We start from the raw sequence: 23,876 nt of genomic DNA, 5'->3' as shown, positions 1-23,876 counted from the left end.
TACAGATACATAATGCAGATCAATTTATAAAGCTAAAGTCATTCGTCTGTATAATGGCATAATTCAGCCACACTTTGCCAGTCGGTTCAGGTGCTTTCCATCACTGAAACGCACTTTGCTAGCATTTCAGAATTTAGCCAAACTATTTAGCGGAAATGGAATTAATGCCGCAAAACTGTCACGTTCTATTACGCTACCGCGATGGCGTCAGCAGACGTGTCACGCTATGCTACTCACCGGATTTCTTATAACAGCAAGCCAATGAATAGAATCGTTTTTGTAGAAGATGATGCAGAAGTCGGCAACCTGATCGCCGCCTATCTGGGTAAACATGATATTGAGGTTCTGGTCGAGCCTCGTGGTGACACCGCGCAGGCGCGCATTGAGAAAGAAAAACCGGATCTTATCCTGCTGGATATTATGCTGCCGGGCAAAGACGGTATGACGCTGTGCCGCGATTTGCGCCCTATTTTCCCCGGCCCGATCGTGCTGCTCACCTCGCTCGACAGCGACATGAACCACATTTTGTCGCTCGAAATGGGCGCCAGCGATTACATCCTGAAAACCACGCCGCCGGCCGTTTTGCTGGCACGGTTAAGGCTGCATCTGCGCCAGAGCCCGGTGCACTCCGCGCAAAGCGAACAACCGGTTCAGACACTGAAAAGTGGTAATGCCCTGCACTTCGGCCAGCTTTGCATTGACCCGGTGAACCGCGAAGTCACGCTGGTGGATGAAACCATTGTGCTCTCCACATCCGACTTTGATTTGCTGTGGGAACTGGCGACACACGCGGGCCGCATTATGGATCGCGAAGCGTTGCTGAAAAACCTGCGTGGCGTGAGCTACGACGGACTGGATCGCAGCATTGACGTGGCGATTTCGCGTCTGCGCAAGAAACTGTACGACAACACCCTCGAACCTTTCCGCATCAAAACCGTGCGCAATAAAGGTTATTTGTTTGCCCCGAACGCCTGGGAGTCTCTTCAGGAATGAGAAAGCTTTTCGTCCAGTTCTTTCTGTTACTGCTGGTCTGTTTTCTGGTGATGGCGATGCTGGTCGGCCTGGTGTACAAAGTCACCGCCGAACGCACCGGCCGTCAGTCCATGAACGACCTGATGAAAAGCTCGCTTTACCTGATGCGCAGTGAACTCAGGGAAATTCCGATTAAAGACTGGAACAAGACCATCAATACGCTGGATCTGAACCTGTCTTTCAAACTCCACATTGAACCGCTCGGCAAGCGCAAACTCAGCCCCGCGCTGGATCAGCGCCTGAAAGACGGCGAGATTATTGCCCTCGACGACGAATACACCTTTATCCAGCGCGTCCCGCGCAGCCACTACGTGCTGGTCGTCGGCCCGATCCCGTATCTGTTTTACATGCACGAAATGCGGCTGCTCGATTTGGGATTGCTGATTTTTATTGGCCTGTCTCTCGCACTGCCGGTTTTCCTGTGGATGCGTCCGCACTGGCAGGATTTGCTGCGGCTGGAAAACTCCGCGCTTCGGCTTGGTAACGGCCATCTCGATGAACGTATCGATTTCGATTCGACCTCCAGCCTCAACCGGCTGGGCGTGGCGTTTAACCAGATGGCGGACAACATCAGCACGCTGGTCGCCAGTAAAAAACAGCTGATCGACGGTATTGCCCACGAGTTGCGAACCCCGCTGGTGCGCCTGCGTTACCGGCTGGCCATCAGTGAGAACCTGCCTGAATCCGAGCAAAACGCCATTAACCGCGACATCGGCCAGCTCGAAGCGCTGATTGATGAACTGCTGACCTATGCCCGGCTGGATCGCCCGCAGGTGGCGTTGCATCTGGAAAAAGTGAATCTGGCGCACTGGCTGGAGGACAAGGTGGATGATTTCCGCCTGATCAATGGTGAACGGACTATCCTTTATCAGCCACCGGAAAACCTCGATTTCGGCGGCGTCGATTTACGGCTGATGGAGCGCGTGCTCGACAATCTGGTGAACAACGGCCTGCGTTATTCTCAGGAAATGCTGCGCATCAGCCTGTGGCTTGACGGCGAAATGGCCCATTTGCAGGTCGAAGACGACGGCCCCGGCATTCCGGAACAAGAACGTGCGCGCATTTTCGAACCCTTTGTTCGCCTCGATCCAAGTCGCGACCGCGCAACCGGCGGCTGCGGGCTCGGGCTGGCTATCGTCCATTCTATCGCCGTGGCCTATCAGGGGCGCATTGCGGTTGAAAGCAGTTCACTCGGCGGAGCCAGTATGCGGTTCAGCTGGCCGGTAAAACCCCTATTCAATCTGGCTGTTGAACAGCCTGACCCAAACCAGGAAGGGAGCTAATAATGACCATCGCGTATAAAAAATTGCACGACACCTTCGCCCGTTTATCCCGTTTCGGCCATTTATCGGCGATTGCAGGCTGGGATGCAGCGGCCATGATGCCCCCGCAAGGCGGCCAGGCGCGCTCCGAAGCACTGGCTGAACTGAGCGTGCTGACGCATCAGATCCTTACTGCGAAACAGGTCGGCGAATGGCTGGAACAGGCCGGTGGCGAGCAGCTTAATGATGTGGAGCAGGCGAACCTGCGTGAAATGCGCCGTCATTATCAGCAAGCCGCGCTGTTGCCGGAAAGTCTGGTGCAGGCCAAATCACTGGCCGGGGCGCGTTGCGAACAGGCCTGGCGCATTCAGCGTAAATCCAACGACTGGGAAGGTTTCTCCGATAACCTGAAAGAAGTCGTGAAACTGAGCCGCGAAGAAGCCAAACTGCGCGCCGAAGCCGCCGGTATCAGCCGTTACGACGCCCTGCTCGATTTGTACGAACCGGGAATGACATCGCAGAAACTCGACGTTCTGTTCGGCGACCTGAAAACCTGGCTACCGGATCTGCTGCAAACCGTGGTGGAAAAGCAGAAAACCGAATCCCGCATTGCGCCGCAAGGCCCGTTCGATATTGAAAAACAGCGTCAGCTTGGCCTGAAAGTGATGGACCGTCTGGGCTTTAATTTTGATGCCGGTCGTCTGGATGTCAGCGCGCACCCGTTCTGCGGCGGTGTTCCGCAAGATGTGCGGATCACTACGCGTTACAACGAAACTGAATTCCTCAGCGCCATGATGGGCGTGATCCATGAAACCGGTCATGCACGTTATGAGCAAAACCTGCCTAAAGAGTGGCTGGGCCAGCCGGTTTCCAACGCACGTTCAATGGGCGTTCACGAATCCCAAAGCCTGCTGTTTGAAATGCAACTGGGTTGCAGCGAACCGTTCCTGAAATCGGTGTATCCGCTGGTTATCGAGCAGTTCGGTCAGCGTCCGGGCTTAGATGAAAGTAACTTCATCAAACTGAACCAGCGTGTTCAGCCAGGCTTCATCCGCGTTGACGCCGATGAACTCAGCTATCCGGCGCACGTCATCCTGCGTTATGAAATCGAAAAAGCGCTGATGGAAGGCGAAATCGAAGTCGACGATATCCCGGCCTTGTGGAACAGCAAGATGAAGGAATATTTGGGCATCGATACTGTGGGGAATTACCGCGACGGTTGTATGCAGGATATCCACTGGACCGACGGCGGTTTCGGTTACTTCCCGACGTACACGCTCGGTGCGATGTACGCCGCGCAACTGTTCCAGTTCGCTAACAAAGCGATCCCGACGTTGCAGGAAGATATCGCCCGCGGCGATCTGACGGCATTGTTCCAGTGGTTGCAGCAGAATATCTGGCAACACGGGAGCCGGTTCTCGACGGATCAGCTGATTAAAAATGCCACCGGGGAGACACTGAACCCGGGGTTCTTCAGGGCACACCTGGAGAACAGATACCTTTAACGGTTGAGTAGCTGGTGCACCAGAGGCTTGATCGAGAAAATTTCGGTTTCTCAATTGCAGTGATTACTTAACTCGCTGCGCCGAAACCGCCAAAGAGGGAGGAAAGCGCCTCCCTCTTTGATCTCCCACGCTTTTTCCCAACACGCGCTCCGCTGGCTGGCTATGTTTTAGAAACTCTCCTTATTGCCGCAAACGCCGCCGCTGCGCGGTTCTTTCGCTTCGGGTTCGAACCTGCTCGAAAAAAGACTCTCACCGTTTCTCACCACTCGCTCAACGTCGTTTTGAAAGCGGCTGGAGGCTTATCTAAATTCACAACAGAGTGTTTGGATTTGCACCTTCCCCTTGGCAAGGGGAAGGACGGGATGGGGTTCGAAATGGCAACGTGAAGCTGAGTCGTTTGCTAAACCCCCTCCCGGCCTCCCCCTTCGCAGGGGGAGGAGCAAACCAAGGTTTTGAAGTTGACTGCATAACGTACAAACCTGGCCATCATGCTACGCCTCCACCGCATAACTCACTGATTTCCCTGAAATCCCCAGCTTGTACATTCCGTTACACGCCGAAACCAATCACTCACGGACTTTGTGACAGAACCCGCCTAGTATTCTTCATACCGGCCCCGCAGTGGGGTGGACACTTAAACAAAAATTCTGAGGAATTAAAGATGAAAAAAGTATTAGCTCTGGTTGTAGCCGCTGCAATGGGTCTGTCTTCTGTCGCTTTCGCTGCTGAAACTACAGCAACTCCAGCGCCAGCCGCTGCTGCAACGACTACTGCTGCTCCAGCGCATGCTGCTAAGCACAAGACTCATAAGAAAGTAGCTCAGAAAGCTCAGGCTGCTAAAAAACACAAAAAATCCGCTAAGAAAGCGGCTCCGGTAGCTCAGAAAGCACAGGCTGCTAAAAAACACGTAAAACACGCTAAGAAGGCTGCTCCGGTAGCTCAGAAAGCGCAGGCTGCTAAAAAACACGTGAAACACGCTAAGAAAGCTGCTCCGGTAGCTCAGAAAGCGCAGGCTGCTAAAAAACACGTGAAACATGCTAAGAAAGCTGCTCCAGCTGCAAAAGCAACTCCAGCAGCATAAGTCGTAAAGAAGTCTTTGTGAGCGTATCTACTCACCATTATCAAGACTGATGATTCAACACCCGGCTCGCCGGGTGTTTTTTTCTCCAGTTCTCTATCTTGAGGTACTGATGAAAGATGCTGCGCCGCTACCTGTTCGAAATCACCCTGTGCTCTCTGATCCTCTGCGGTCTGATCACCCTGTTCTTCTACTTCTGATGCTGTCGTGAAGTATCCTGAGATGGCGCCCGCCGTCTGTTCAAAAGATTGAGTTATCAGACAAATATATCCACCACGAAAGATAACCGTCTATAATCCTTCCATAATAACGGGTTCACGGGTTTCCCCTGTTTTCAAGGTCAGAATGTTATGCGCATCGCGTTACCGCTGTTTCTGTGCTTTTTTTGTTTTACCGCCAGCTCTTTCGTACAGGCAGATTCTCCGGATGATGCAGATAGCGACACGCCGGCTATCAGCGTTAAAGAAAAAACGGCTCTGTTCTTCGGCCACGATCAGCGCACTCCCGTTGCAGCCGCCGCACGCTGGCCGTGGCAGGCAATCGGTCAGATTGAAACGGAAAGCGGCAATCTCTGTACCGCCACTTTGATTTCTCAACATCTGGTTCTCACCGCCGGCCATTGTGTACTGGCTCCGCCGGGGAAAATCGACAAAGTGATCGCCCTGCGTTTTATTTCTCATAATCAGAAATGGCGTTACCAGATCACTGCATTGCAAACACTGGTTGACCCGAAACTGGGTAAAAAGCTGAAAGCTGATGGCGAAGGCTGGATTGTGCCGCCGAAAGCCGCGCCGTTTGATTTCGCGCTGATCCGTCTGACGGATGAAAAACTCGCGCTGCCGATCAAGCCGCTGCCGCTTTGGGAAGGTTCGCGTGACGACCTGACCGCCGTGCTAAAACAGGAAGGCAGAAAGGTGACCCAGGCCGGATATCCGGAAGATCATCTGGATGATTTGTATGTTCATCAGGATTGTCAGATTACCGGCTGGGCACAGCCTGGCGTGCTTTCGCACCGTTGCGACACGCTGCCGGGCGACAGCGGTTCTCCGTTATTAATCAAAAATGCGGAAGGCTGGTCGTTGATTGCGATTCAAAGCTCGGCTCCCGCTGCTCAGGATCGTTATCTGGCTGACAACCGCGCACTGGCCGTCCCGGCAATACGCTACGCCCTGAGCACATTGTCTTCCGGTGTGATCAGCGCCAGTACTCCGGCAACCCCTGCCGCGCAATGATCTGCTGTCTCTGAAAACGAAAAAGGTCGCTGAAAAGCGGCCTTTTTGACGTTCTGACTGGTCTAATCACTTAAATACCGTGCTATTTATGCAGCTAACTCACGAATCAGATTTTTACCCAGACGCTATGATGGTTCTGTTCTGCCCTAACAAGGTTTTCGAATACTGATGTCGTCTTGCCCGCACTGGTTGCGGGCTTTTTTTCGCCTGTTAATTACTGACCAGTTGTTCCATCGTCTGCAAGATTCGTTTATCCGAAATCGGGTACGGCGTGCCCAGTTGCTGGGCAAAATAGCTGACGCGAAGTTCTTCAATCATCCAGCGGACCTCTTTCACTTCCTCGCTTTGCTGACGAACCGGCGGCAGTTTGTTCAGCCATTGTTGCCATTGCTGCTGGATGTTTTCGACTTTCAGCATCTGCGCACGGTCGCGGTGAGCATCCATCGCCAGCTTGTCCATCCGCCGTTCAATGGCCTGTAAATAACGCAACGTATCCGGCAGCCGTTTCCAGCCGTTTTGCGTGACAAACCCGCGATAAATCAGGCCAGACATCTGCGCTTTAATATCAGAAAGCGCCAGCGCCATCGAGATATCAATCCGCCCTTTCAGCCGTTTATTGATGTTAAAGACCGTCGTCAGAATTTGCTCCACCTGAATGGCGATTTGTACCACGGTGTCATTCAGATTGGCGCGCACATGCTCGTGGAGTTTCGCGAAATCTTCCTCACGCCACACCAGCCCACCGGATTCGGCGATCAGCTTATCGATACCGCAGGAAATACAGTCGTCAATCAGATCCAGCACTTTGCCGTAAGGGTTGAAATACAGCCCCAGCTTGGCTTTGTTCGGTAGCTTTTCATGCAGGTATTTCACCGGCGAAGGAATGTTGAGTAGCAGCAAACGCCGCATCCCGCTCAGCATCGCCTGTTGCTGTTCCAGTTCGCTGTCAAACAGGCGGATCGCCACGCTGTCTTTCTCATCGACAATCGCCGGATACGCTTTAACTTCATAACCGCCGCGCTTTTGCTCGTAGCGTTCCGGCAGCGTGCCGAAACTCCAGACATGCAAATCGCGCTGTTCAATACCGTCATCGGCCACCGCAGAAAGCGTCTGCTGAACCTGCTCTTTCAGGCCAGATTTCAGCACCGTCAGGTCTTTACCTTCGCGCAGTGTTTTGTTTTTATCATCAACAATGCGGAACGTCATTTTGAGATGATCGGGTACCTGATCCAGATGCCAGTCTTCCCGGTCAATGGTTACGCCGCTCATCTTGCGCAGTTCTTTTTCCATCGCATCGAGCAGCGGCATTTCGAATGGTTTAAGACGTCCGAGCAGCGCGTCGGCATAGTTTGGCGCAGGCACAAAGTTGCGGCGAACCGGTTTAGGCAATGACTTAATCAGCGCCATAATCAGCTCGCGGCGGATGCCGGGGATCTGCCAGTCAAAACCTTCTTCGCTCACCTGATTGAGCAGCGGCAACGGGATATGCACCGTGACGCCATCGGCGTCAGTGCCCGGTTCAAACTGATAGGTCACACGCAGTTTGAGATTGCCCTGATGCCAGAAGTTCGGGTAATCGTGGGCGCTGATGTTGCCCGCACCCTCTTTGATCAGCATGCTTTTTTCGAAATTCAGGCTGTCCTGCGGCTGCTTTTTCCACCACGTATCGAAGTGCTTCGCCGATACCACTTCCTGCCCGATGCGCTGTTCGTAGAACAGGAAAAGCGTCTCGTCATCGACCAGAATATCGCGACGACGTGATTTGTGTTCCAGCTCCTCGACTTCGGTACGCAGGCGCAAATTGGCGCGGAAAAACGCATGGCGCGTCTGCCAGTCGCCTTCCACCAGCGCATGGCGGATAAACAGCTCGCGCGACACCACCGGATCGATCGTGCCGTAATTCACCCGGCGCGCAGCCACAATCGGCAGACCGTACAGCGTGACTTTTTCCGTCGCCATCACCGCACCCTGCGCTTTTTCCCAGTGCGGTTCGCTGTAACTGCTTTTCGCCAGATGTTGCGCCAGCGGTTCAATCCATTCCGGCTCAATGCGGGCGGCAATACGCCCCCACAGGCGGCTGGTTTCCACCAGTTCCGCGACCATCACCCATTTTGGTGGCTTCTTGAATAAACCGGATCCCGGGAACACCGCAAAACGGGCGTTACGCGCGCCGGTATATTCCTGTTTATCCGCGTCTTTCTGCCCGATATGCGACAGCAAACCGGTCAGTAACGCGCAATGCACCTCGCGGTATTCCGCCGGTTCACTGTTCACCGGCAGCCCGAGTTCTTTCACCACCTGACGCAGCTGGGTGTATATATCCTGCCACTCACGCACGCGCAGATAGTTGAGGAAGTCACTGCGGCAAAGCTTGCGGAACTGCGCCGAAGACAGCTCTTTTTGCTGCACTTTCAGGTGATCCCACAAATTCACGAACGCCAGGAAATCAGAATCTTTATCCGCAAACCGGCGATGTTTTTCATCAGACGCCTGCTGTTTGTCCATCGGACGTTCACGCGGATCCTGGATCGACAGCGCGGCGGTGATGATCATCACTTCGCGCACGCAGCCGTTTTTCTGTGCTTCCAGCACCATGCGTGCCAGACGCGGATCGACTGGCAACTGCGCCAGCTGGCGGCCCAGCGGCGTCAGCGAGTAACGACCATCGACCGCATTATTGATGGCGTTAAGCTCTTCGAGCAGGCGCACGCCGTCCTGAATATTGCGTTTGTCCGGCGCTTCCACAAACGGGAATGCCGCGATATCGCCCAGCCCCAACGCCGTCATTTGCAAAATAACGGAAGCCAGGTTGGTGCGCAGAATTTCAGGATCGGTAAATTCAGGGCGCGACAGGAAATCCTGCTCCGAATACAGGCGGATGCAGATCCCTTCCGAAACGCGTCCGCAACGGCCTTTACGCTGATTGGCCGAGGCTTGCGAAACCGGCTCAATCGGCAGGCGCTGCACTTTAGTACGGAAACTGTAACGGCTGATACGCGCGGTGCCGGGGTCAATCACATATTTGATGCCCGGCACGGTCAGCGAGGTTTCCGCGACGTTGGTCGCCAGCACGATACGGCGACCGGCGTGCGACTGAAACACGCGGTTCTGTTCGCTGTTCGACAGCCGTGCGTACAACGGCAGGATCTCGGTATGCGGCAAATCCAGACGGTTCAGCGCATCGGCGGTATCGCGAATTTCACGTTCACCGCTCATGAAAATCAGGATGTCGCCCATGCTTTCGCGACCCAGTTCATCCACGGCGTCAAAAATCGCCTGCAACTGGTCGCGGTCAACGTCGTCCGCATCATCCACAATCGGGCGATAACGCACGTCAACCGGATACGTGCGGCCGGAAACTTCAATGATCGGCGCGTTATTAAAGTGACGGGAGAACCGCTGCGGATCGATGGTCGCTGACGTAATAATGACTTTCAGATCCGGGCGTTTTGGCAGCAACTGGCGCAGATAACCGAGAATAAAGTCGATGTTCAGGCTGCGTTCGTGGGCTTCATCGATGATCAGCGTGTCGTACTGCATCAGCATGCGATCCTGCTGGATCTCCGCCAGCAGAATACCGTCGGTCATCAGCTTCACCAGCGTGTTATCGCTGACCTGATCGTTAAAACGGACTTTATAGCCGACGGTATTGCCGAGCGTGGTATCCAGCTCATCGGCAATACGGTTAGCGACGGTACGCGCCGCCAGACGGCGTGGCTGCGTATGCCCGATCACCCCTTTAATGCCGCGCCCGAGTTCCATACAGATTTTCGGGATCTGCGTGGTTTTACCGGAACCGGTCTCACCGGCGACAATCACCACCTGGTGATCGCGGATGGCCTTAAAGATGTCATCTTTTTTCTGGCTGACCGGCAGATTTCCCGGATAGCTGATTTTTGGCCGTGAGGCTTCACGGGCGGTGACTTTCTTCAGGCTTTCGGTGATGGCGTTCTGCAACTCAGCCGTCAATGCGTCAACGGCCTGAGGGTTGGTGTTCTGATCAAAAGTCTTTTTGGCACCCTGCAAACGACGTTGCAGGCGTTGCCGGTCACGTAGCATCAGCCCGTCTAACTGCGCTGATAATGCCGCGAGCGGTGATTTCACGTTCGATATTCCTTGTTGCAAGTCAGCGGACTGAATGAGCAAAGCATCCGTCATCTGAATGAGAAATGATTTGAGGCGGGTTCATACGAGCCTGTTTGCCAATATGTTAACACAAGCTATTGAGGATGAAGAAAGTTCGACGATTTTAGCCTTTCGTGTCTTGTTCAAAAATACTGAACGGAGGTCTCGAAATATTGCGCTATCACTGAATAAGCTTTGTGAATAAAGTAAGTTCCATTCCGGGGATGTTCTGGTTATAAAATCTGCTCCCCAATGTTCACACAGTTAAGGAACTCAACAATGAGCAAAGTACTCGTTCTGAAATCAAGCATTCTGGCAAACTTCTCTCAGTCTAACCAACTGGCTGATTACCTGGTTGCACAGTATCAGGCCGCGAACAGCGGTTCTGCCGTAACTGTCCGTGACCTGGCTGCTGACCCAATCCCTGTACTGGATGGCGAACTGGTTGGCGCGCTGCGTCCCTCCGATGCTCCGCTGTCTCCACGTCAGGAAGAAGCACTGGCACTGTCCAACACCCTGATTGATGAACTGCAGGCGCATGACGTGATCGTTATCGCGGCCCCAATGTACAACTTCAACATCCCTACTCAGCTGAAAAACTATTTTGACCTGGTGGCGCGTGCTGGCGTGACCTTCAAATACACCGAGAAAGGCCCTGAAGGTCTGGTGAAAGGCAAACGCGTTATCGTTCTGACCAGCCGTGGTGGCATCCATAAAGACACCCCAACCGATCTGGTTGCCCCTTACCTGTCTCTGTTCCTGGGCTTCCTGGGCATGAGCGACGTAGAATTCGTTTACGCGGAAGGTATCGCTTACGGTCCGGAAGTGGCGACCAAAGCACAAATCGACGCGAAAGCAGCGATCGATGCAGCCATCAAAGAACTGGCTGCTGCATAAGATTCAATATCACAACCAGGGCGTCATTTCCTTTTAGAACCTGTAAGATTTGCCCTGGTGAGGTTGTGATAAAGCTCTTGCGCGCCGAATGGCGCGCTTTTTTATGCCTTAATTTCCGGGTTACTTCTGCAACCACTTCCCGTTAATGCCGCGCACGTACTCGCCGGTTGCGGCTCTGGCGACCAGTTTTTGCCCGGCAAGTTTGGCGACGTCGTCGGTGCTGACGTTATTATCCTGCGCCACCTGCTGATACTGCTGTTTGCGCGCGTCGTTGATTTTTGCCGCCAGTGCGACACTTTCTGCATCCTGCTTTACCGGTGCCAGATAGCCGGAAAGCGTTTCGCCCACGCGCCCCTGCTGTTTAGCTTCATTGAGCGTTAACGCAAAAGCCTGGCTGCAAAACAGCAATCCGCTGGCCAGGATCATCAGGCTGAATCTTTTAAACAAAACTCCGGACATACGGGCTCCTAGAACAGATCGCTCTGGTTTTTCAGCAGGTTCTCGACATCCTTGTCAACTTTGATATGAATTTCATGCTCGATTTTCACGTTCATGTTTATCGTGATGGGCTCTTTTGGTGCCGCCAGCTCGATGCGCGGAACGCAACCGCTGAGCATCATCACGCTGAGCGCCAGACATGGCCCGACGAGTCGCAGTTTCATTGTTCCTTCCTCACTGTTTGTTCCTCTTTTTGCCCGGTGGAAGCCGGACCTTTCGACAGCGCATTGGCAGGCAAAGAAACCTGCTGTTGCAGCCAGTCCTGAAGATTGTCGCCAAAACGCAAACTGCGCCACAGCTGGTAAATATTTTCCTGATGGGTGTAATTGAGCACGATTTCGCGTTTTTCCTTATCACCGCCGTGAGTCGTATCGGTGTAATTCACGCCGTCTACTTTTGCCGCCATCGTCAATACGCCCAGATTATCAAGGCTGACCTGCGCGTCGGAGCGGCTGATTTCCATATAGCGCAACAAACTCACCACCATTTTATTGGCGAAGTTGCCGCTGGCCATCGCATCGGCAAATTGCGGATCCAGACGCAGCGTCAGGCCGCCGTCATTTTTGATCCACCCGTTCTGAATGATCCATTTCGGGTTTTCAACAAACAGCGGCAGTTCGCCGTAAATCACGCCGGACATCGCCAGTTGTTTGGGTTTCAGCGCCGTAAACAGCTCGCTGAGATTGATTTTTTCCAGCTTCAGCACCGCCGCATCGTGCTGCGGCATTCTCAGCGCCGACAGACTCAGATGCCCGCGCAGCATATCGACACCCAGATTAGTGAGCGTCAGCGGTTTGTCTTCGCTCCACGGATAATGCCCCTGCAAATCGGCGGTGATATTTTTCATCGCCACCAGATTGTTCAGTTCGCCGATGCGCAGCGTGACCGGCTTTTTAACGCCGAGCTGCCAGACGGAATCCTGCAAACGGTACGGCAGGCTGAAATCCAGCCCGCTCAGGTCACCGTCTTTCATCCACAGCCCGCCATTTTTCACCACCCAGTGACCACCGGCGACAAAACCCTGACCGCGTGCGGCGGAAAACGCCGACTGCGCGTAGAAACTCCCTTCACGCAGTTTGATGTTGAGATCGGGCGTCAGCAGCGTCTGGAAAGACGTCAGTAACTGCTTCGGCCACCAGGCTTCGCCGCGCAGACGTTCGCCGTCCCAGCGGCCATTTAGCCGGATCGGGCCGATGGGTTTGGCATCCAGCATTCCGCGCATACCAAACCTGTCCGGGCTGCTGCCGTTAAGCTGCAATTCCAGCGTCGCAGGCGGCAGATAACCGCCGTTGGTAAACGCGATTTTCTTCGCCACCAGTTTGATATCACCTTTAAATATCGTCGGTAAATCAGGATATTGCGGTTTGAATCGGGCCGCTGGCGGGCGTTGCCAGACCAACGGTTTATCCAGCGTCAGACGCGGCGCTTCCACATCAACCAGGCCGTAATGCAGACGGTCGAATCCGGTAGAAAGGCTGTTGATGCTGATCAGATTATCGTGCCATTGCCCCTTCCCGGACATATCCCAGCGACCGCTGAGCGGCGGCAGATGCCCGTTGCCCCAGTAGTTGAAATCCCACTGTCCGGCGTCTGGCCAGAATTCCTGCGATTTACCGCTCAGATGCAGATCAAATTTACCCCAGAAACGGTGGCTGGCTTTCAGAATGGCCTGCAACGGCCCGCTGACGCCCTGCGCAGACACTTTCACGCCTGCCAGCGGCCAGCGCGCGTCACTGATAGTCAGCTCCGGCGTCGGATTTCCCCAGGCACGCAGCAGTGAACCGCTGCGCAGTAACAGCGTCGGGTTCAGCACGGAACCGCTCAGTTCACCGGGCAATGAGGCGCTCAGAGACGTTGCCTGCAAATTCGCCTGCCCGGTCAGCCGGAAACCTAAATTGCTGTCGAGCAGCCCGATACGCCCCGGCCCCATGCTCAGCACCACGTTAGCTTTGCCGTTATGGCCCTGCGTCAGCACGTTCAGACGCGCGGTGATCGTGGTCTGATCAAACGCCGGAGACCAGTCGCTGAGCGTCAGATTCACGCCACCGGCCAGCGGTTGTGCGGCATACGGCCAGCGCCACTGCCCTTGCGAAATCTGCAACGCGTTGCCGTTAAGTTTCCACGGCAGCATCGCCAGCGGCTTATCGCTGCCTTTTTCCGACAGCGTCAGTTGCCCTTCCGTTGCCTGCCAGCTGAGAAGAATATCCAGCGGCGAAGGCACCTGCGCGGTTTGAATTTCTGCATGAAGCTCGCCGGATCCCGGCAGTTGATCGAAGGTGGCGGGCAGAAGCAGTTTGCCACTGAGCGTGACGGGTTGTTCGCCGCCGGGCGGGACCAGGCTGAAAGAATGGATCGCCAGCGTGCGATCGGCACCGAGCACGGAGTCGAGTTTCAGCGCGTCACCGCTCACGGTCAGATGCTGCACACCGCCTTCGCTGCTGAGCTGAACCTGCCCGGCGTAACGCTGCCACGGCGTCACCGAAAGCTGCGTCACATTGACGCGCCCTTCAGGCAGCAGGTGTTGTAAATCCGCCACGGACAGCGGCGCTGAAGCGTCACTTTTGGGCAGTTGCACCAGACAGGCGGTATCGACTTTCAGCGCATCAATATTGAGCGCCCAGCGTCCGTCTTCTTTACTCAGGCGCGCATTTTCCGCGGTCGCCAGTGCGCATTCTCCGGCGGAATAACGCAGCCCCTGCAATTGCAACACGCCCTCTGACCAGTGCGGCGCACCGCTGAGCGTCAGTTGTGTGCCTTTCGGGAGCCAGTGTCCGGCAAGCGGTGGTAACCAGCGCGGCACCGTTTTCCATAACCCCCACACCAGCAGCGCGAGGATCACCACTATACTCAGGAATATCTGCGCGCTTTTTTTCAGTCCGTTCCTCATGACTTGCCTTGTTTTGCACTAAATCGTCTGACCGCCCGCAAGATATCATAATTAGCGTAACAACTGATGGTTGAAATACCAGTATCCGGCATCCAAATAGCACAGGAAAAATTGTCTGCCACCCTGCGCTCTGTTAGTTTGGTGGCATATTGCGAATTGTTTCTGAAAACGTTTATTCCTTATAAAACAGACGGAAACAGTTTCGCCAGGGATTCAAACTCACTGCGGAGAAACACCATGAAAATGGCTGTCTACAGTACTAAAAATTACGACCGGAAATATCTGGAACTGGTCAATGAACATTATGGCTATGAACTGGAATTTTTCGATTTTCTGCTGTCCCCGCAAACTGCAAAAACCGCAGCCGGTGCCGATGCCGTCTGCCTTTTCGTCAACGATGACGGCAGCCGTGAAGTGTTGCAGGAACTGGCTTCTCTGGGGATAAAAACGCTGGCCTTGCGCTGCGCGGGCTTTAACAACGTCGATCTTGAGGCGGCGAAAGAACTGGGGATTTCTGTTGTGCGCGTTCCGGCATACTCACCGGAAGCTGTCGCGGAACATACCGTGGGCATGATGTTGTGTCTTAACCGTCACATTCACCGTGCTTACCAGCGCACCCGCGAAGCCAACTTCTCACTCGAAGGGCTGATTGGTTTTAACATGTATCAGCGCACCGCCGGTATCATCGGCACCGGTAAAATCGGCGTGGCAACGATGCGTATTCTGAAAGGTTTTGGAATGCGTATTCTGGCTTTCGACCCGTATCCAAGCCCGCTGGCACTGGAACTGGGCGCAGAATATGTTGATCTGGATACGCTCTACGCCGAATCCGACGTAATTTCCCTGCACTGCCCGCTGACGCCGGAAAACCACCACCTGCTCAATGCCCAGTCCTTTGCCAAAATGAAAGACGGCGTGATGATTGTGAACACCAGCCGCGGCGGGTTGCTGGATGCAACGGCCGCCATCGACGCGCTGAAAAAACAGAAAATCGGCGCGCTGGGCATGGATGTGTATGAAAACGAGCGTGATTTGTTCTTCGAAGATAACTCAAACGAAGTGATTCTCGACGACGTTTTCCGCCGTTTGTCTTCGTGCCACAACGTACTTTTCACCGGCCATCAGGCATTCCTGACCAGCGACGCGCTGACCAGTATTTCTGAAACCACGCTGATGAATATTGATCAGCTGGCTAAAGGGCAGAACTGCCCGAACCTGCTGACGGTCTGATTTTTTGCCCCTAACCTCCTGGCTGGAATGACTGGCCAGGAGGTTTGTTTTTGTACTTATCTCATATCAACATTTTCTATAGTAATAAGATCTTCAGAACAACATTTTCATTGGATACACCGGACCCTCAGAAATTCATATACAACAGGATCGACATTCTCCTTTAATGTCAACTCATAAAAATAACCACACGGTAAATTAAAGCCATCTCCAGATGACACAATAAAAACCGTATCTGATGATGTAGGATCATTCATAATATGAGTATTTGTAACCACCCAGAAATAAGGGGCTCCTCTATCTCCGGCAGGAATCCCGAGAAGGTCATAACTAAACCCTTCATTTTTAAATGCACTTTTGATATAAAGAGGTGTTATTTTAAAACCAAGTGTAAAAGGAGGGGTATATTGTTGCTTCGCTGCAAACCCTTGTAGCTTTGAATACAATGATTTATTAGCTAACTCACCGTAGCTAAATAAATGATGCACGTACAAACCTCCGAGAACAAAAGGTAACGTGCATAATAAAATATACGCTAAGCATCCTTTATTCATTGCGCGATCCCGGATTAAATGTTTGTATATCTGAAGGTAATGAAGCTCCTTTGGAGAAGTTTCTCCCCGAACTATCTGACGCCATCCCTGCTACATAACCAATCGTTGGTGGAAGCTGTGGATACACCCCATTAGGTATAGTCTTGAAGAAAGTTCATTTAAAATAGCGGCACCTTGCTTCTGAGAAAAATTTGAAAAATCATCGTTCATTTACCAAAAGTTTTTTTGAATAAGATTATCTTTTTTCTTTTTTTACTAATTATGTATTTTAACTCCATATCGCCTCCACCTTGAAACTCAATTGGTTGATTATCTTTAACGAGAGCAATTTCTATAGTCTTTTCATTATTCTCAATGATTGACTTGTAGTCTGCAATTGAAATTCCTCTTTCGGCCAGATCGTTAACCATTAAATTTACCGCTATTATTTCATCATAGTTTAATGTTAAAGTTTCCGCATTCGCACAACAAGAAATCAACAATGTAACAGTGATAAATCCGTTGAAAGGAATCATTTTATATCACTTATCTTTTCAGATTTTGGATTGTATTTTGAATAGGTATTGTCTGGTTTCCCTAAGTAAGATGAAAACTCGCTCTTACCTTTAGAAAAGTAGTTTGCACTATCTTTGTCTTTTTCAGAGAAGTGCAATGTGTCATAAAAATCATTTTTCTTTAAAGTTATATTTCCGAACTTATCAGAATAATACCCATGAGTATGATAAACACCCACATTATCACTCTCTTTCGGACAAGCTGCCGAATATGGATTAACTCCAGCATTGGTTCCTTTCACTGGTGCTGTAGAGAAATAGCCTTGCCTATTCTTGCAAATTAAACCCCCAAACTCTTTATTTTCTGAAATTGAATCTGCGTTACACATCCTTATCGCATATAGCGCAGCCTTATCTGCACTTTCAAATTGGTTAGTTTCGAGACCCAAAGGATCCCTTCCCAGAACAGGATCCAGTGGATATGCATATAAATTCCACCCCCCTCTCAACCCAATCGGATCCTGCGTAATATATCTTCCCTGCATCGGGTCATAATAACGGTGACGGTTGTAATGCAGCCCCGATTCCTCGTCGTAATGTTGCCCCTGCATTCTTATCGGCTGGCGCAGTTTGTACGGGTTGAAAATATCGACCGCGTTGCCCCAGACGTCCATGACCGCGCTCCATTCGACTTTGCTGGTTTTGTGATTAATCAGCGCAATGGGTGTGCCGAGGTGGTCGCAGTGATAGAGGTGAATTTTCAGCGCGTCACCCTGCGGCATCGGATCGAGCCACAACGCGAGGTTTTCGGCTTTAAGGCCGACGGCGTCCAGCCACTGCTGGTTGTCGTCGCTGAGGTGGTTTTTACGGATGTCCTTTTCGATTTCATTCAGGCGCAGATGGAGTTCGTTCGGCAACGCGCTGCCGTTTTCCTCTTCGAGCTTTTCTGCCAGCGAGCGGTGGCTGTCCTCCATGCGCGCGTGTTCGGCGCGCAGCAGCGGGACGAAGCTGTTCGGGTGATAAATCGTGTGAAGCTGGGTGTCGCGGTTTTCGGTCAGCACCAGCCGGTCGCCGTCCCAGCCGAACCAGATGTTCTGGGTTTCTGTTTCGCCGGACTGCGGATTGATTTGCGTGACGTGTTTGCCGACGCGCCGCCCGAGCGGGTCATAGATATAGCGCGCCTGCGTCTGAATCTGGCCGTCTTCTTCCATTGTCAGACGCGTCAGCCGGTGCGCCTGGTCGTAGGCAAAATGGCTGATGGCGCCGCGCGGTGCCTCCCGCCAGCCGGCGCGGTACGGGCGTTTTTCCGTCAGGTTGCCAAATTTGTCGTGTTCATAAATGTACCTTTCGTCGCGCTGGATGCGGTTGTGATACCAGACCGGCAGCGTGTCGGCCAGCGGCGTATTCAGGTCGGGGTGCGTACAGTTGCGGTTACCGGCGGCGTCGGTGAAGGTGGCGAGAAAGCCGTCCGGCGAACTGACGCTGTTCAGTCGTCCTGCCGGGGTGTAGGCGTAATGATGGTCGCCGAGGCCGGTGGTCATCTGCGTCATCTGACCGGCGGCGTTGTAGTGATAATGGCGTTTCAGGTTCGGGTGGCCGACGTCTGGCGTGTGCTGCGCGGCGAGCTGTCCGGTGAGTGAATAGGTATTTTCACTCTGCCAGCCGTCGCTAAACCGGCGGGTGGTTTCGCGGTGAAGCCTGTCGCGGGTGAATTCCAGCAGCACCTCATCGCCGAGTTTTACGCCCAGAAGATGGCCGGGGCCGTAAGTTTGCCAGCGGATTTCCGGCAGGCCGTCGTAGCGGACGGCGGATTCAAAGCCGCGCACGTCAAAACCCCGCACCGCGGTGTGCTGCCACAGCAGGTCGCCGCGGGCGTTGCGGATAATCTGCCGCTCGCCGTTCAGGTTGTCATTCGCGTCGTACTGGAAGCGCACGCTGACCAGATGGGTCTCGCTGCGGTGGGCGGTTTCGGTGACGCGTCCGGCGGCGTCATATTGCCACAGCACGTCGTCCGGGCCGTCTTTTGTTTCCGGACGCTGCTGGCGGATAAGGTGGCCTTCGTCATCGTAATGCCAGTGCGTCATCAGCCCGGCGTCGTCGCTGCGGATTAGCTGACCGGCGGCGTTGTACTGATAACTCTGTACGCGCCCGTCGAAACCAACCTCCTGAATCAGCCGGTCCATGACGTCGTAGCTGAATTTCGTGTCAGCGCCGTTTTCGTTGACGAGTCTCGATAACCTTCCGGCGCTGTCGAATTCAGTCTGACGGGTCAGCCCGCCTTCGTTCTGTGTGGTTGGATTGCCGCGCTCATCGTAAATCTGCGTGCTCTGGCTGCCGTCCGGTCGGGTGACGGTGATGACGTCGCCCGCCGTGTTGTATTCCCAGCGGGTGACAAGTCCGGCGCTGTCCTCACGCGAAATCCGACGCCCGCGCGCATCGTATGTAAAGCGGGTTTTCATTCCTTCTTCGTGCAGGATTTCCAGCGGCTGACCGTCGCGGTTGTAGCGGTAAATCGTTTTGAAACCGGAGCAGTCAGTAAAACTTTCCAGCAAGCCTGCCGCATTCCATTCCAGCGCCTGACGCCCGCCCGCCGCGTCTTCGGTGGCGCACGGCTGCGCGCTTTTATCGTCTGCGTAATGATAGCGACGGGTCTGGTGCAGGGCGTCGGTGTCAGCGGTCAGACGCCCCAGTGCATCATATTCCCTGCTCACGCGGCGTCCGTCCGGCGCGGTGCTGCAAACCAGCTGCCCTTGTTTGTTGTAGTTGAACTGGCTGCGCTTTTCGCCGCCCGGATGCAAAATCGCGCCCAGCGTGCCATTGGCCGGGTTGATATGAAATTCGGTGGTGCGCCCGGAGACGTCGGTCTGGGATATCAGCTGGCCGCGGTTATTAAATTTACTCTCTATAGCGCTGCCGTCGGCCTGCTCCAGTCTGACTACGCGGCGAAGCCCTTGCTCACCTTCGAAATGATAGACGCGCAGACGTCCGAGGCTGTCGGTGACGCGGGTCTGGTTTTTGGTGTATTCAAATTTGTAAGATAATCCGCCGGGATTGACCTGTGAAATGACTTTTCCTGACGCATCGTACACGTAGCGGGATGCCGGGCGTCCGGCGTAGCGGTGGGCAACCATCAGGCCGGTGCCGCTCAGTTCCTGATGCCAGTCGAACTCCCGGACAATTTCACCTGAACGGTCATAAACGGTTTTCAGCTCGCCGCGTGGCGTGTAGTCGTAGCGCACCAGAGGTTTTGTCGGCAAGTCCGGAAACGCTAAATCTTTCGTCAGCCAGACGGCGGAAAGCCGCACGCCACAATCAGAACCCCAGCCGTTATTCAGCGCGGGTTTGAAGTCCGGCAGCGTCATCAGTTCAAGGCGGAAACGCCGCCCGACGCTGTCGGTGACGCCGGTAATCTGCCCGGCGAATTCCCCTTCAGTATCGCGATGATAACTGAGTCTGTTACCGAACCGGTCGGTCAGCCCGAGCAATAACCGGCTGGCGGGCAGCGGGCGCGGCAGCACGTCTTCCGCAGTTTCGGGCAACTGCACGCAGCCTAAAATCCACCACGGCCCGGTGGCATCATTGGCGACAAAATAGTAATGCGGGCTGTTGCGCAGTTCCTCCGGCAGCGCCTGCCAGAGCTTGCTGAGCGGATGCGCCCCGGTTTGCTTATCCGCACCGCCGCGCGCCAGCCAGAGATTTTCGCTGTGGCTGAAGGCAATCTGGCCGGGCGGAAGGAGGTGGAAATGAATGCTGCGTCCGGCATTGTCGTTAAGGATGAGTTCGTCCGCGCGGATTTGCAGACGGATATCTGCCGCCGCCGTCCAGCCGGGGCCGAACATCCCGACCGCCGCGGGCGTGCCGGTTTTGTTGCTACTGTAGCTGCGCGAAAGGACGAAAGGCAGCGACGCGGGCAGCGCGATATCGGTCTCGCCGGGCAGGACTTTGGCACCGAGGGATGGGTTAACGGGGTTACCTACCACCACACCGCCGGGGCACACCGAACACGCCACGCCGGTCGGCGCGCCAATCATTACACCGAGGGAACCTTGGACAATCGGGCCGCCGATGGCGGTGTTATCGAACTGTCGGGCGGCAGGGAATCCGGTCATGAGCAAATCCTTTTAGGTCAGGCGTCCGTGGAATGATTGATTTGAAGGTGAGATGTTTATCGTTGCATTCACGGAATAAATACAAATAAATCAATCAGATGAACGAAGCTAAACGTTAAAAGGGAAGTGCGTTGTGAGGCGGTTCACAGGTGTGGGGAAAGCAGAAAAAGTGAAGGGGTGCAGATAAAAAAACGCCCCGACATTTTGTCAGGGCGTTTTGATGAACACTGAGCAACCAGAATATTGACTTAGCTTAAATCAAAAACTCAACACCCTGCTCACTTCCGGCCCGTATCCTGTGATCGTCAGTACGTCACCGGTCAGCGTGACGGATGAAAATGGCAGGCTGCTTTCCCCGTCGACCATCCCTTTGAGCGTAATAAAATCGGTATTCTCCACGCGGTCGTAGCCCCCGCGGTGATCGTGCCCGGCGAAGTAGGCGCGCACGTTATAGCGGCACAGCAATTCCACCAGCGTTTCGCAGTTCCACAGATTATGCGAGTTCACTGGCGTCAGCGGGTAATGGCCGAATACCAGCACCGTTTCGCCCTGCGCGCGCGCCTGTTTCAGGTTTTGCTCAATCCATTCCAGCTGTTTGCGCCCTACCGCACCGTTCCACGGCTGCGCCTGCGACTGCTGGCACTCGGTCAGTTCATCGAGCATAAATTCTGCCAGCTGACGGTCTTCGCCGTTGGCGTGATTGCAGTACAAACTGACGTCGTTGCCGTCAATCACCAGAAAACGGTAGCCCGGCAGGCTGAACTGATAATAACTTTTAGGCAATCCGAGCGCAGGAGACTGCGCCGCCAGATGTTGTGAAATCACCTGCGCATCGTGGTTACCGATAAGCACGGCGTGCGGATGGCGCAACGCCTCGTAGCGCGCCAGCACCGCCTGATAACTGCTCCAGTCGCGATCCACCAGGTCGCCCAGCGTGACCACGAAATCGAGCTTTAAATCATTAAGCTCATTAATCGCTGTCGCCAGTTTATTCAGGCTGTTGCGGTAATAACGCTCTTTTTGAACGTCGGCATCGGCGTATTGCGGGTCCGCAATCAGCCCGAAACGCAGCCTGACGCCTGAAACCGCCGCGTCATGCATATCCGGCAACTGATACAAAGCACTCACGTTGCCCAGAGCCTGTTCCTGCGCTTCCGATAACAAAGGAGATGAAGTGATCACGGTCATAATATGCTCCGGTTGTTCTTATCGAATCCCAGCCCGCATAAAGGATTGGACGAACTGACGTTGAAAAATAAGGAATAACGCGAGTAACGGCAGCACCGTCATCAGCGTTGCCGCGCCGATCAGCGCCCACTGCACGCCCTGTTCCGGTGCAGAAAACAGCTGTAGCCCGACGGTAATCGGCCGCACTTTCACGGAATCGGTGATCACCAGCGGCCAGAGGAAATCGTTCCAGTGGAAACTTACCGACACCAGCGCAAACGCTACGTACACCGGCTTCGCCAGCGGAATGTAGATTTTGCGCAGAATGTAAAAACGGCTGGCCCCTTCGACAATCGCGGCTTCTTCGAGCACCAGCGGAATGCTTCGGAACGTCTGGCGCAGCAGGAAAATGGCAAACGCCGAAGCGAAATACGGCAGCGCAATTCCGAGCAAACTGTCGCGCAGGCCGAGCGCGCCGATCGTTTTGTAGTTATTGAGGATCAAAACGTCGGGGCTGATCATCAGCTGCAAAAGCACCAGCGCAAAAATGATCCCGGCACCTTGGAGTTTAAACCGCACCAGCGCGTAGGCGGCGAGCGTCGCCAGAATCAGCTGGCAGACCACAATCATCAGCACCAGCAGCGTGGTGTTGAGGAAATAGCGTCCGAACGGCGCGGCTTCCCAGGCGTTGATAAAATTCTGCAAAGTCAGGGGCGCAAACAGCGAAAAACTCCCCTGCTCAGACGCCGGATGAATGGCGACCCAGACCGACACCAGCACCGGCAAAAACCACAAAAACGCCGCCAGCCAGATGGCGATATTCAGGCACAGACGGCCAGCGGAAAACGGCCGCGCTGGCGTTAACGTCATCGTCAGGCTGCTCATTGGTAATGCGTCCTTTTATCCAGCAGATTGAATTTAATCAGCGCAATCGAGGCAAGAATCACCAGCAACACCACGGTCATCGCCGAGGCATACGGCAAATCCCAGTAGCTGAACGCGGTGCGGTAGATATAAAACAGCAGCAAACTTGTGCTGTTATTCGGTCCGCCGTTGGTCATCGCAATCACCTGATCCACGATGCGGAAAGCGTTCATCGAGGCATTGATCAGGATAAACAGCGTGGTCGGCATCAGCAGCGGCCATTGCACCCGACGGAAAAAGTAGCGGCGCGACGCCCCTTCTATTTCTGCGGCCTCAGCCAGACGCGGATCGATTTGCTGCAATGCCGCGAGATAAAAAATCATAAAGAACCCGGCTTCGCGCCAGACGGACACCACCATCAGGCTGTAAAGCGCGGTGCCCGGTTCGCCGAGCCAGTTCACGGCGGGCAGCGAAAACAGCGCCATCAGTTTGTTGAGCAACCCGAGCTGCGGTGTATAGAAAAACAGCCAGAGATTAGCGATCGCCACCATCGGTAGTAAAGAAGGAATGAAAAACGCCGCGCGAATAATCGCGTTGCCGCGCAAACGGCGGTTGACCGCCAGCGCCATCATCAGCGCCAGCGCGACCGACAGAGGAATGGTGATCACCGCGTAAAGCAGATTGTTGCGCAGCGCCAGCATAAACGTGTCGTCATCAAGCAGCGCGCGGTAGTTATCCAGCCCGACAAACTGCGCCGGATGCCCGCTGCGTGCGGCGCTGAACACGCTTTCCCAGATAGTCGCCAGCGCCGGATAGTGGGTAAACAGCAGCAAAAAACAGAGCGCAGGCAAGATCAGCAGATAGCCGTAAATCTGCAAAGACAACCCGCGTGTGCGGGCTGCCGGGGCAACAGCGTGAAGCGTGCTGTGAGGAATGCTCATT

18 protein-coding genes are annotated in these 23,876 nt (G+C 54.1%); 8 read left to right on the top strand and 10 right to left on the bottom strand.

The features are described from left to right. Positions 1-261: 261 nt before the first annotated feature. From rstA to BV494_RS05860, 6 genes are all read left to right on the top strand, one after another. Positions 262-993 carry a two-component system response regulator RstA gene (rstA, locus tag BV494_RS05880; RefSeq protein WP_104922005.1) on the top strand — a complete coding sequence of 244 codons (732 nt, stop codon included), beginning with the start codon at positions 262-264 and terminating at the stop codon, positions 991-993. Next, positions 990-2,315: a two-component system sensor histidine kinase RstB gene (gene rstB / locus BV494_RS05875; protein ID WP_104922004.1), complete on the top strand. Its 1,326-nt coding sequence runs from the start codon at positions 990-992 to the stop codon at positions 2,313-2,315. The genes rstA and rstB overlap by 4 nt, the downstream gene beginning before the upstream one ends. A gap of 2 nt (positions 2,316-2,317) precedes the next feature. Beyond that, entirely contained in the window at positions 2,318-3,799 is a 1,482-nt protein-coding gene (locus BV494_RS05870; protein WP_104922003.1) for a carboxypeptidase M32, read from the top strand. 661 nt (positions 3,800-4,460) lie between these two features. Then, positions 4,461-4,880: an acid resistance repetitive basic protein Asr gene (gene asr, locus BV494_RS05865; RefSeq protein WP_104922002.1), complete on the top strand. Its 420-nt coding sequence runs from the start codon at positions 4,461-4,463 to the stop codon at positions 4,878-4,880. A 116-nt stretch (positions 4,881-4,996) separates the two neighbouring features. Continuing rightward, entirely contained in the window at positions 4,997-5,077 is an 81-nt protein-coding gene (ydgU, locus tag BV494_RS26470) for a small membrane protein YdgU (protein ID WP_455567028.1), read from the top strand. A gap of 150 nt (positions 5,078-5,227) precedes the next feature. Then, the gene (locus BV494_RS05860; RefSeq protein WP_104922001.1) at positions 5,228-6,109 is read left to right on the top strand and encodes a trypsin-like serine peptidase; all 882 of its coding nucleotides are present in this window, start codon (positions 5,228-5,230) and stop codon (positions 6,107-6,109) included. A gap of 210 nt (positions 6,110-6,319) precedes the next feature. Here BV494_RS05860 and hrpA read toward each other — a convergent pair whose 3' ends face one another. Continuing rightward, entirely contained in the window at positions 6,320-10,213 is a 3,894-nt protein-coding gene (gene hrpA, locus BV494_RS05855) for an ATP-dependent RNA helicase HrpA (RefSeq protein ID WP_104922000.1), read from the bottom strand. Positions 10,214-10,513: 300 nt separating this feature from the next. Between hrpA and BV494_RS05850 the strand changes: the two genes are divergently transcribed. Beyond that, on the top strand, positions 10,514-11,131 hold the full coding sequence (locus BV494_RS05850; protein ID WP_104921999.1) for an FMN-dependent NADH-azoreductase: 618 nt from the start codon (positions 10,514-10,516) through the stop codon (positions 11,129-11,131). A 120-nt stretch (positions 11,132-11,251) separates the two neighbouring features. Here the strand turns inward: BV494_RS05850 and BV494_RS05845 are convergent, their stop codons facing one another. From BV494_RS05845 to BV494_RS05835, 3 genes are read right to left on the bottom strand one after another with little or no spacing between them, the layout of a single operon-like run. Then, positions 11,252-11,590: a YdbL family probable chaperone protein gene (locus tag BV494_RS05845; protein WP_226790040.1), complete on the bottom strand. Its 339-nt coding sequence runs from the start codon at positions 11,588-11,590 to the stop codon at positions 11,252-11,254. An 8-nt stretch (positions 11,591-11,598) separates the two neighbouring features. Further along, positions 11,599-11,793 (bottom strand): YnbE family lipoprotein, encoded by a 195-nt coding sequence (locus BV494_RS05840; RefSeq protein WP_104921998.1) that lies wholly within the window; start codon positions 11,791-11,793, stop codon positions 11,599-11,601. Continuing rightward, on the bottom strand, positions 11,790-14,516 hold the full coding sequence (locus tag BV494_RS05835) for a YdbH family protein (protein ID WP_104921997.1): 2,727 nt from the start codon (positions 14,514-14,516) through the stop codon (positions 11,790-11,792). The genes BV494_RS05840 and BV494_RS05835 overlap by 4 nt, the downstream gene beginning before the upstream one ends. A 237-nt stretch (positions 14,517-14,753) precedes the next feature. Here BV494_RS05835 and BV494_RS05830 point away from each other — a divergent pair, with 237 nt between their 5' ends. Then, positions 14,754-15,746, top strand: coding sequence for a 2-hydroxyacid dehydrogenase (locus BV494_RS05830; protein WP_104921996.1), 993 nt, complete (start codon positions 14,754-14,756; stop codon positions 15,744-15,746). A gap of 107 nt (positions 15,747-15,853) precedes the next feature. Here the strand turns inward: BV494_RS05830 and BV494_RS25745 are convergent, their stop codons facing one another. The 6 genes from BV494_RS25745 to BV494_RS05805 all read right to left on the bottom strand — a co-directional run bounded on the left by BV494_RS25745 (position 15,854) and on the right by BV494_RS05805 (position 23,875). Continuing rightward, complete coding sequence (locus tag BV494_RS25745) at positions 15,854-16,300, bottom strand: hypothetical protein (RefSeq protein WP_192938084.1); 447 nt, start codon at positions 16,298-16,300, stop codon at positions 15,854-15,856. A 206-nt stretch (positions 16,301-16,506) separates the two neighbouring features. Next, complete coding sequence (locus BV494_RS05825) at positions 16,507-16,815, bottom strand: hypothetical protein (protein WP_104921995.1); 309 nt, start codon at positions 16,813-16,815, stop codon at positions 16,507-16,509. Continuing rightward, entirely contained in the window at positions 16,812-20,903 is a 4,092-nt protein-coding gene (locus BV494_RS05820; RefSeq protein ID WP_104921994.1) for an RHS repeat-associated core domain-containing protein, read from the bottom strand. Before BV494_RS05820 ends, BV494_RS05825 begins: the two co-directional genes overlap by 4 nt. Positions 20,904-21,161: 258 nt before the next feature. Continuing rightward, a complete protein-coding gene (locus BV494_RS05815) occupies positions 21,162-22,091 on the bottom strand; it encodes a metallophosphoesterase (protein ID WP_104921993.1) in 930 nt (309 codons plus the stop codon). A gap of 18 nt (positions 22,092-22,109) precedes the next feature. Further along, entirely contained in the window at positions 22,110-22,955 is an 846-nt protein-coding gene (locus tag BV494_RS05810; RefSeq protein WP_192938083.1) for a carbohydrate ABC transporter permease, read from the bottom strand. Further along, complete coding sequence (locus BV494_RS05805) at positions 22,952-23,875, bottom strand: carbohydrate ABC transporter permease (RefSeq protein ID WP_104921992.1); 924 nt, start codon at positions 23,873-23,875, stop codon at positions 22,952-22,954. Before BV494_RS05805 ends, BV494_RS05810 begins: the two co-directional genes overlap by 4 nt. Position 23,876 lies beyond the last annotated feature (1 nt).

The sequence above is a fragment of the Rahnella sikkimica genome (assembly GCF_002951615.1).
In the GTDB taxonomy this organism is placed as follows: domain Bacteria; phylum Pseudomonadota; class Gammaproteobacteria; order Enterobacterales; family Enterobacteriaceae; genus Rahnella; species Rahnella sikkimica.
The sequence above is the reverse complement of the archived record's forward strand: the minus strand, read 5'-3'. Positions and strand labels throughout refer to the sequence as shown.

Excerpts from the sequence above, each read along its gene's own strand:
- rstA (WP_104922005.1), top strand. The coding sequence starts at position 262 with ATGAATAGAATCGTTTTTGTAGAAGATGATGCAGAAGTCGGCAACCTG.
- rstB (WP_104922004.1), top strand. The coding sequence starts at position 990 with ATGAGAAAGCTTTTCGTCCAGTTCTTTCTGTTACTGCTGGTCTGTTTT.
- BV494_RS05870 (WP_104922003.1), top strand. The coding sequence starts at position 2,318 with ATGACCATCGCGTATAAAAAATTGCACGACACCTTCGCCCGTTTATCC.
- asr (WP_104922002.1), top strand. The coding sequence starts at position 4,461 with ATGAAAAAAGTATTAGCTCTGGTTGTAGCCGCTGCAATGGGTCTGTCT.
- ydgU (WP_455567028.1), top strand. The coding sequence starts at position 4,997 with ATGCTGCGCCGCTACCTGTTCGAAATCACCCTGTGCTCTCTGATCCTC.
- BV494_RS05860 (WP_104922001.1), top strand. The coding sequence starts at position 5,228 with ATGCGCATCGCGTTACCGCTGTTTCTGTGCTTTTTTTGTTTTACCGCC.
- BV494_RS05850 (WP_104921999.1), top strand. The coding sequence starts at position 10,514 with ATGAGCAAAGTACTCGTTCTGAAATCAAGCATTCTGGCAAACTTCTCT.
- BV494_RS05845 (WP_226790040.1), bottom strand. The coding sequence starts at position 11,590 with ATGTCCGGAGTTTTGTTTAAAAGATTCAGCCTGATGATCCTGGCCAGC.
- BV494_RS05840 (WP_104921998.1), bottom strand. The coding sequence starts at position 11,793 with ATGAAACTGCGACTCGTCGGGCCATGTCTGGCGCTCAGCGTGATGATG.
- BV494_RS05835 (WP_104921997.1), bottom strand. The coding sequence starts at position 14,516 with ATGAGGAACGGACTGAAAAAAAGCGCGCAGATATTCCTGAGTATAGTG.
- BV494_RS05830 (WP_104921996.1), top strand. The coding sequence starts at position 14,754 with ATGAAAATGGCTGTCTACAGTACTAAAAATTACGACCGGAAATATCTG.
- BV494_RS25745 (WP_192938084.1), bottom strand. The coding sequence starts at position 16,300 with ATGAATAAAGGATGCTTAGCGTATATTTTATTATGCACGTTACCTTTT.
- BV494_RS05825 (WP_104921995.1), bottom strand. The coding sequence starts at position 16,815 with ATGATTCCTTTCAACGGATTTATCACTGTTACATTGTTGATTTCTTGT.
- BV494_RS05820 (WP_104921994.1), bottom strand. The coding sequence starts at position 20,903 with ATGACCGGATTCCCTGCCGCCCGACAGTTCGATAACACCGCCATCGGC.
- BV494_RS05815 (WP_104921993.1), bottom strand. The coding sequence starts at position 22,091 with ATGACCGTGATCACTTCATCTCCTTTGTTATCGGAAGCGCAGGAACAG.
- BV494_RS05810 (WP_192938083.1), bottom strand. The coding sequence starts at position 22,955 with ATGAGCAGCCTGACGATGACGTTAACGCCAGCGCGGCCGTTTTCCGCT.
- BV494_RS05805 (WP_104921992.1), bottom strand. The coding sequence starts at position 23,875 with ATGAGCATTCCTCACAGCACGCTTCACGCTGTTGCCCCGGCAGCCCGC.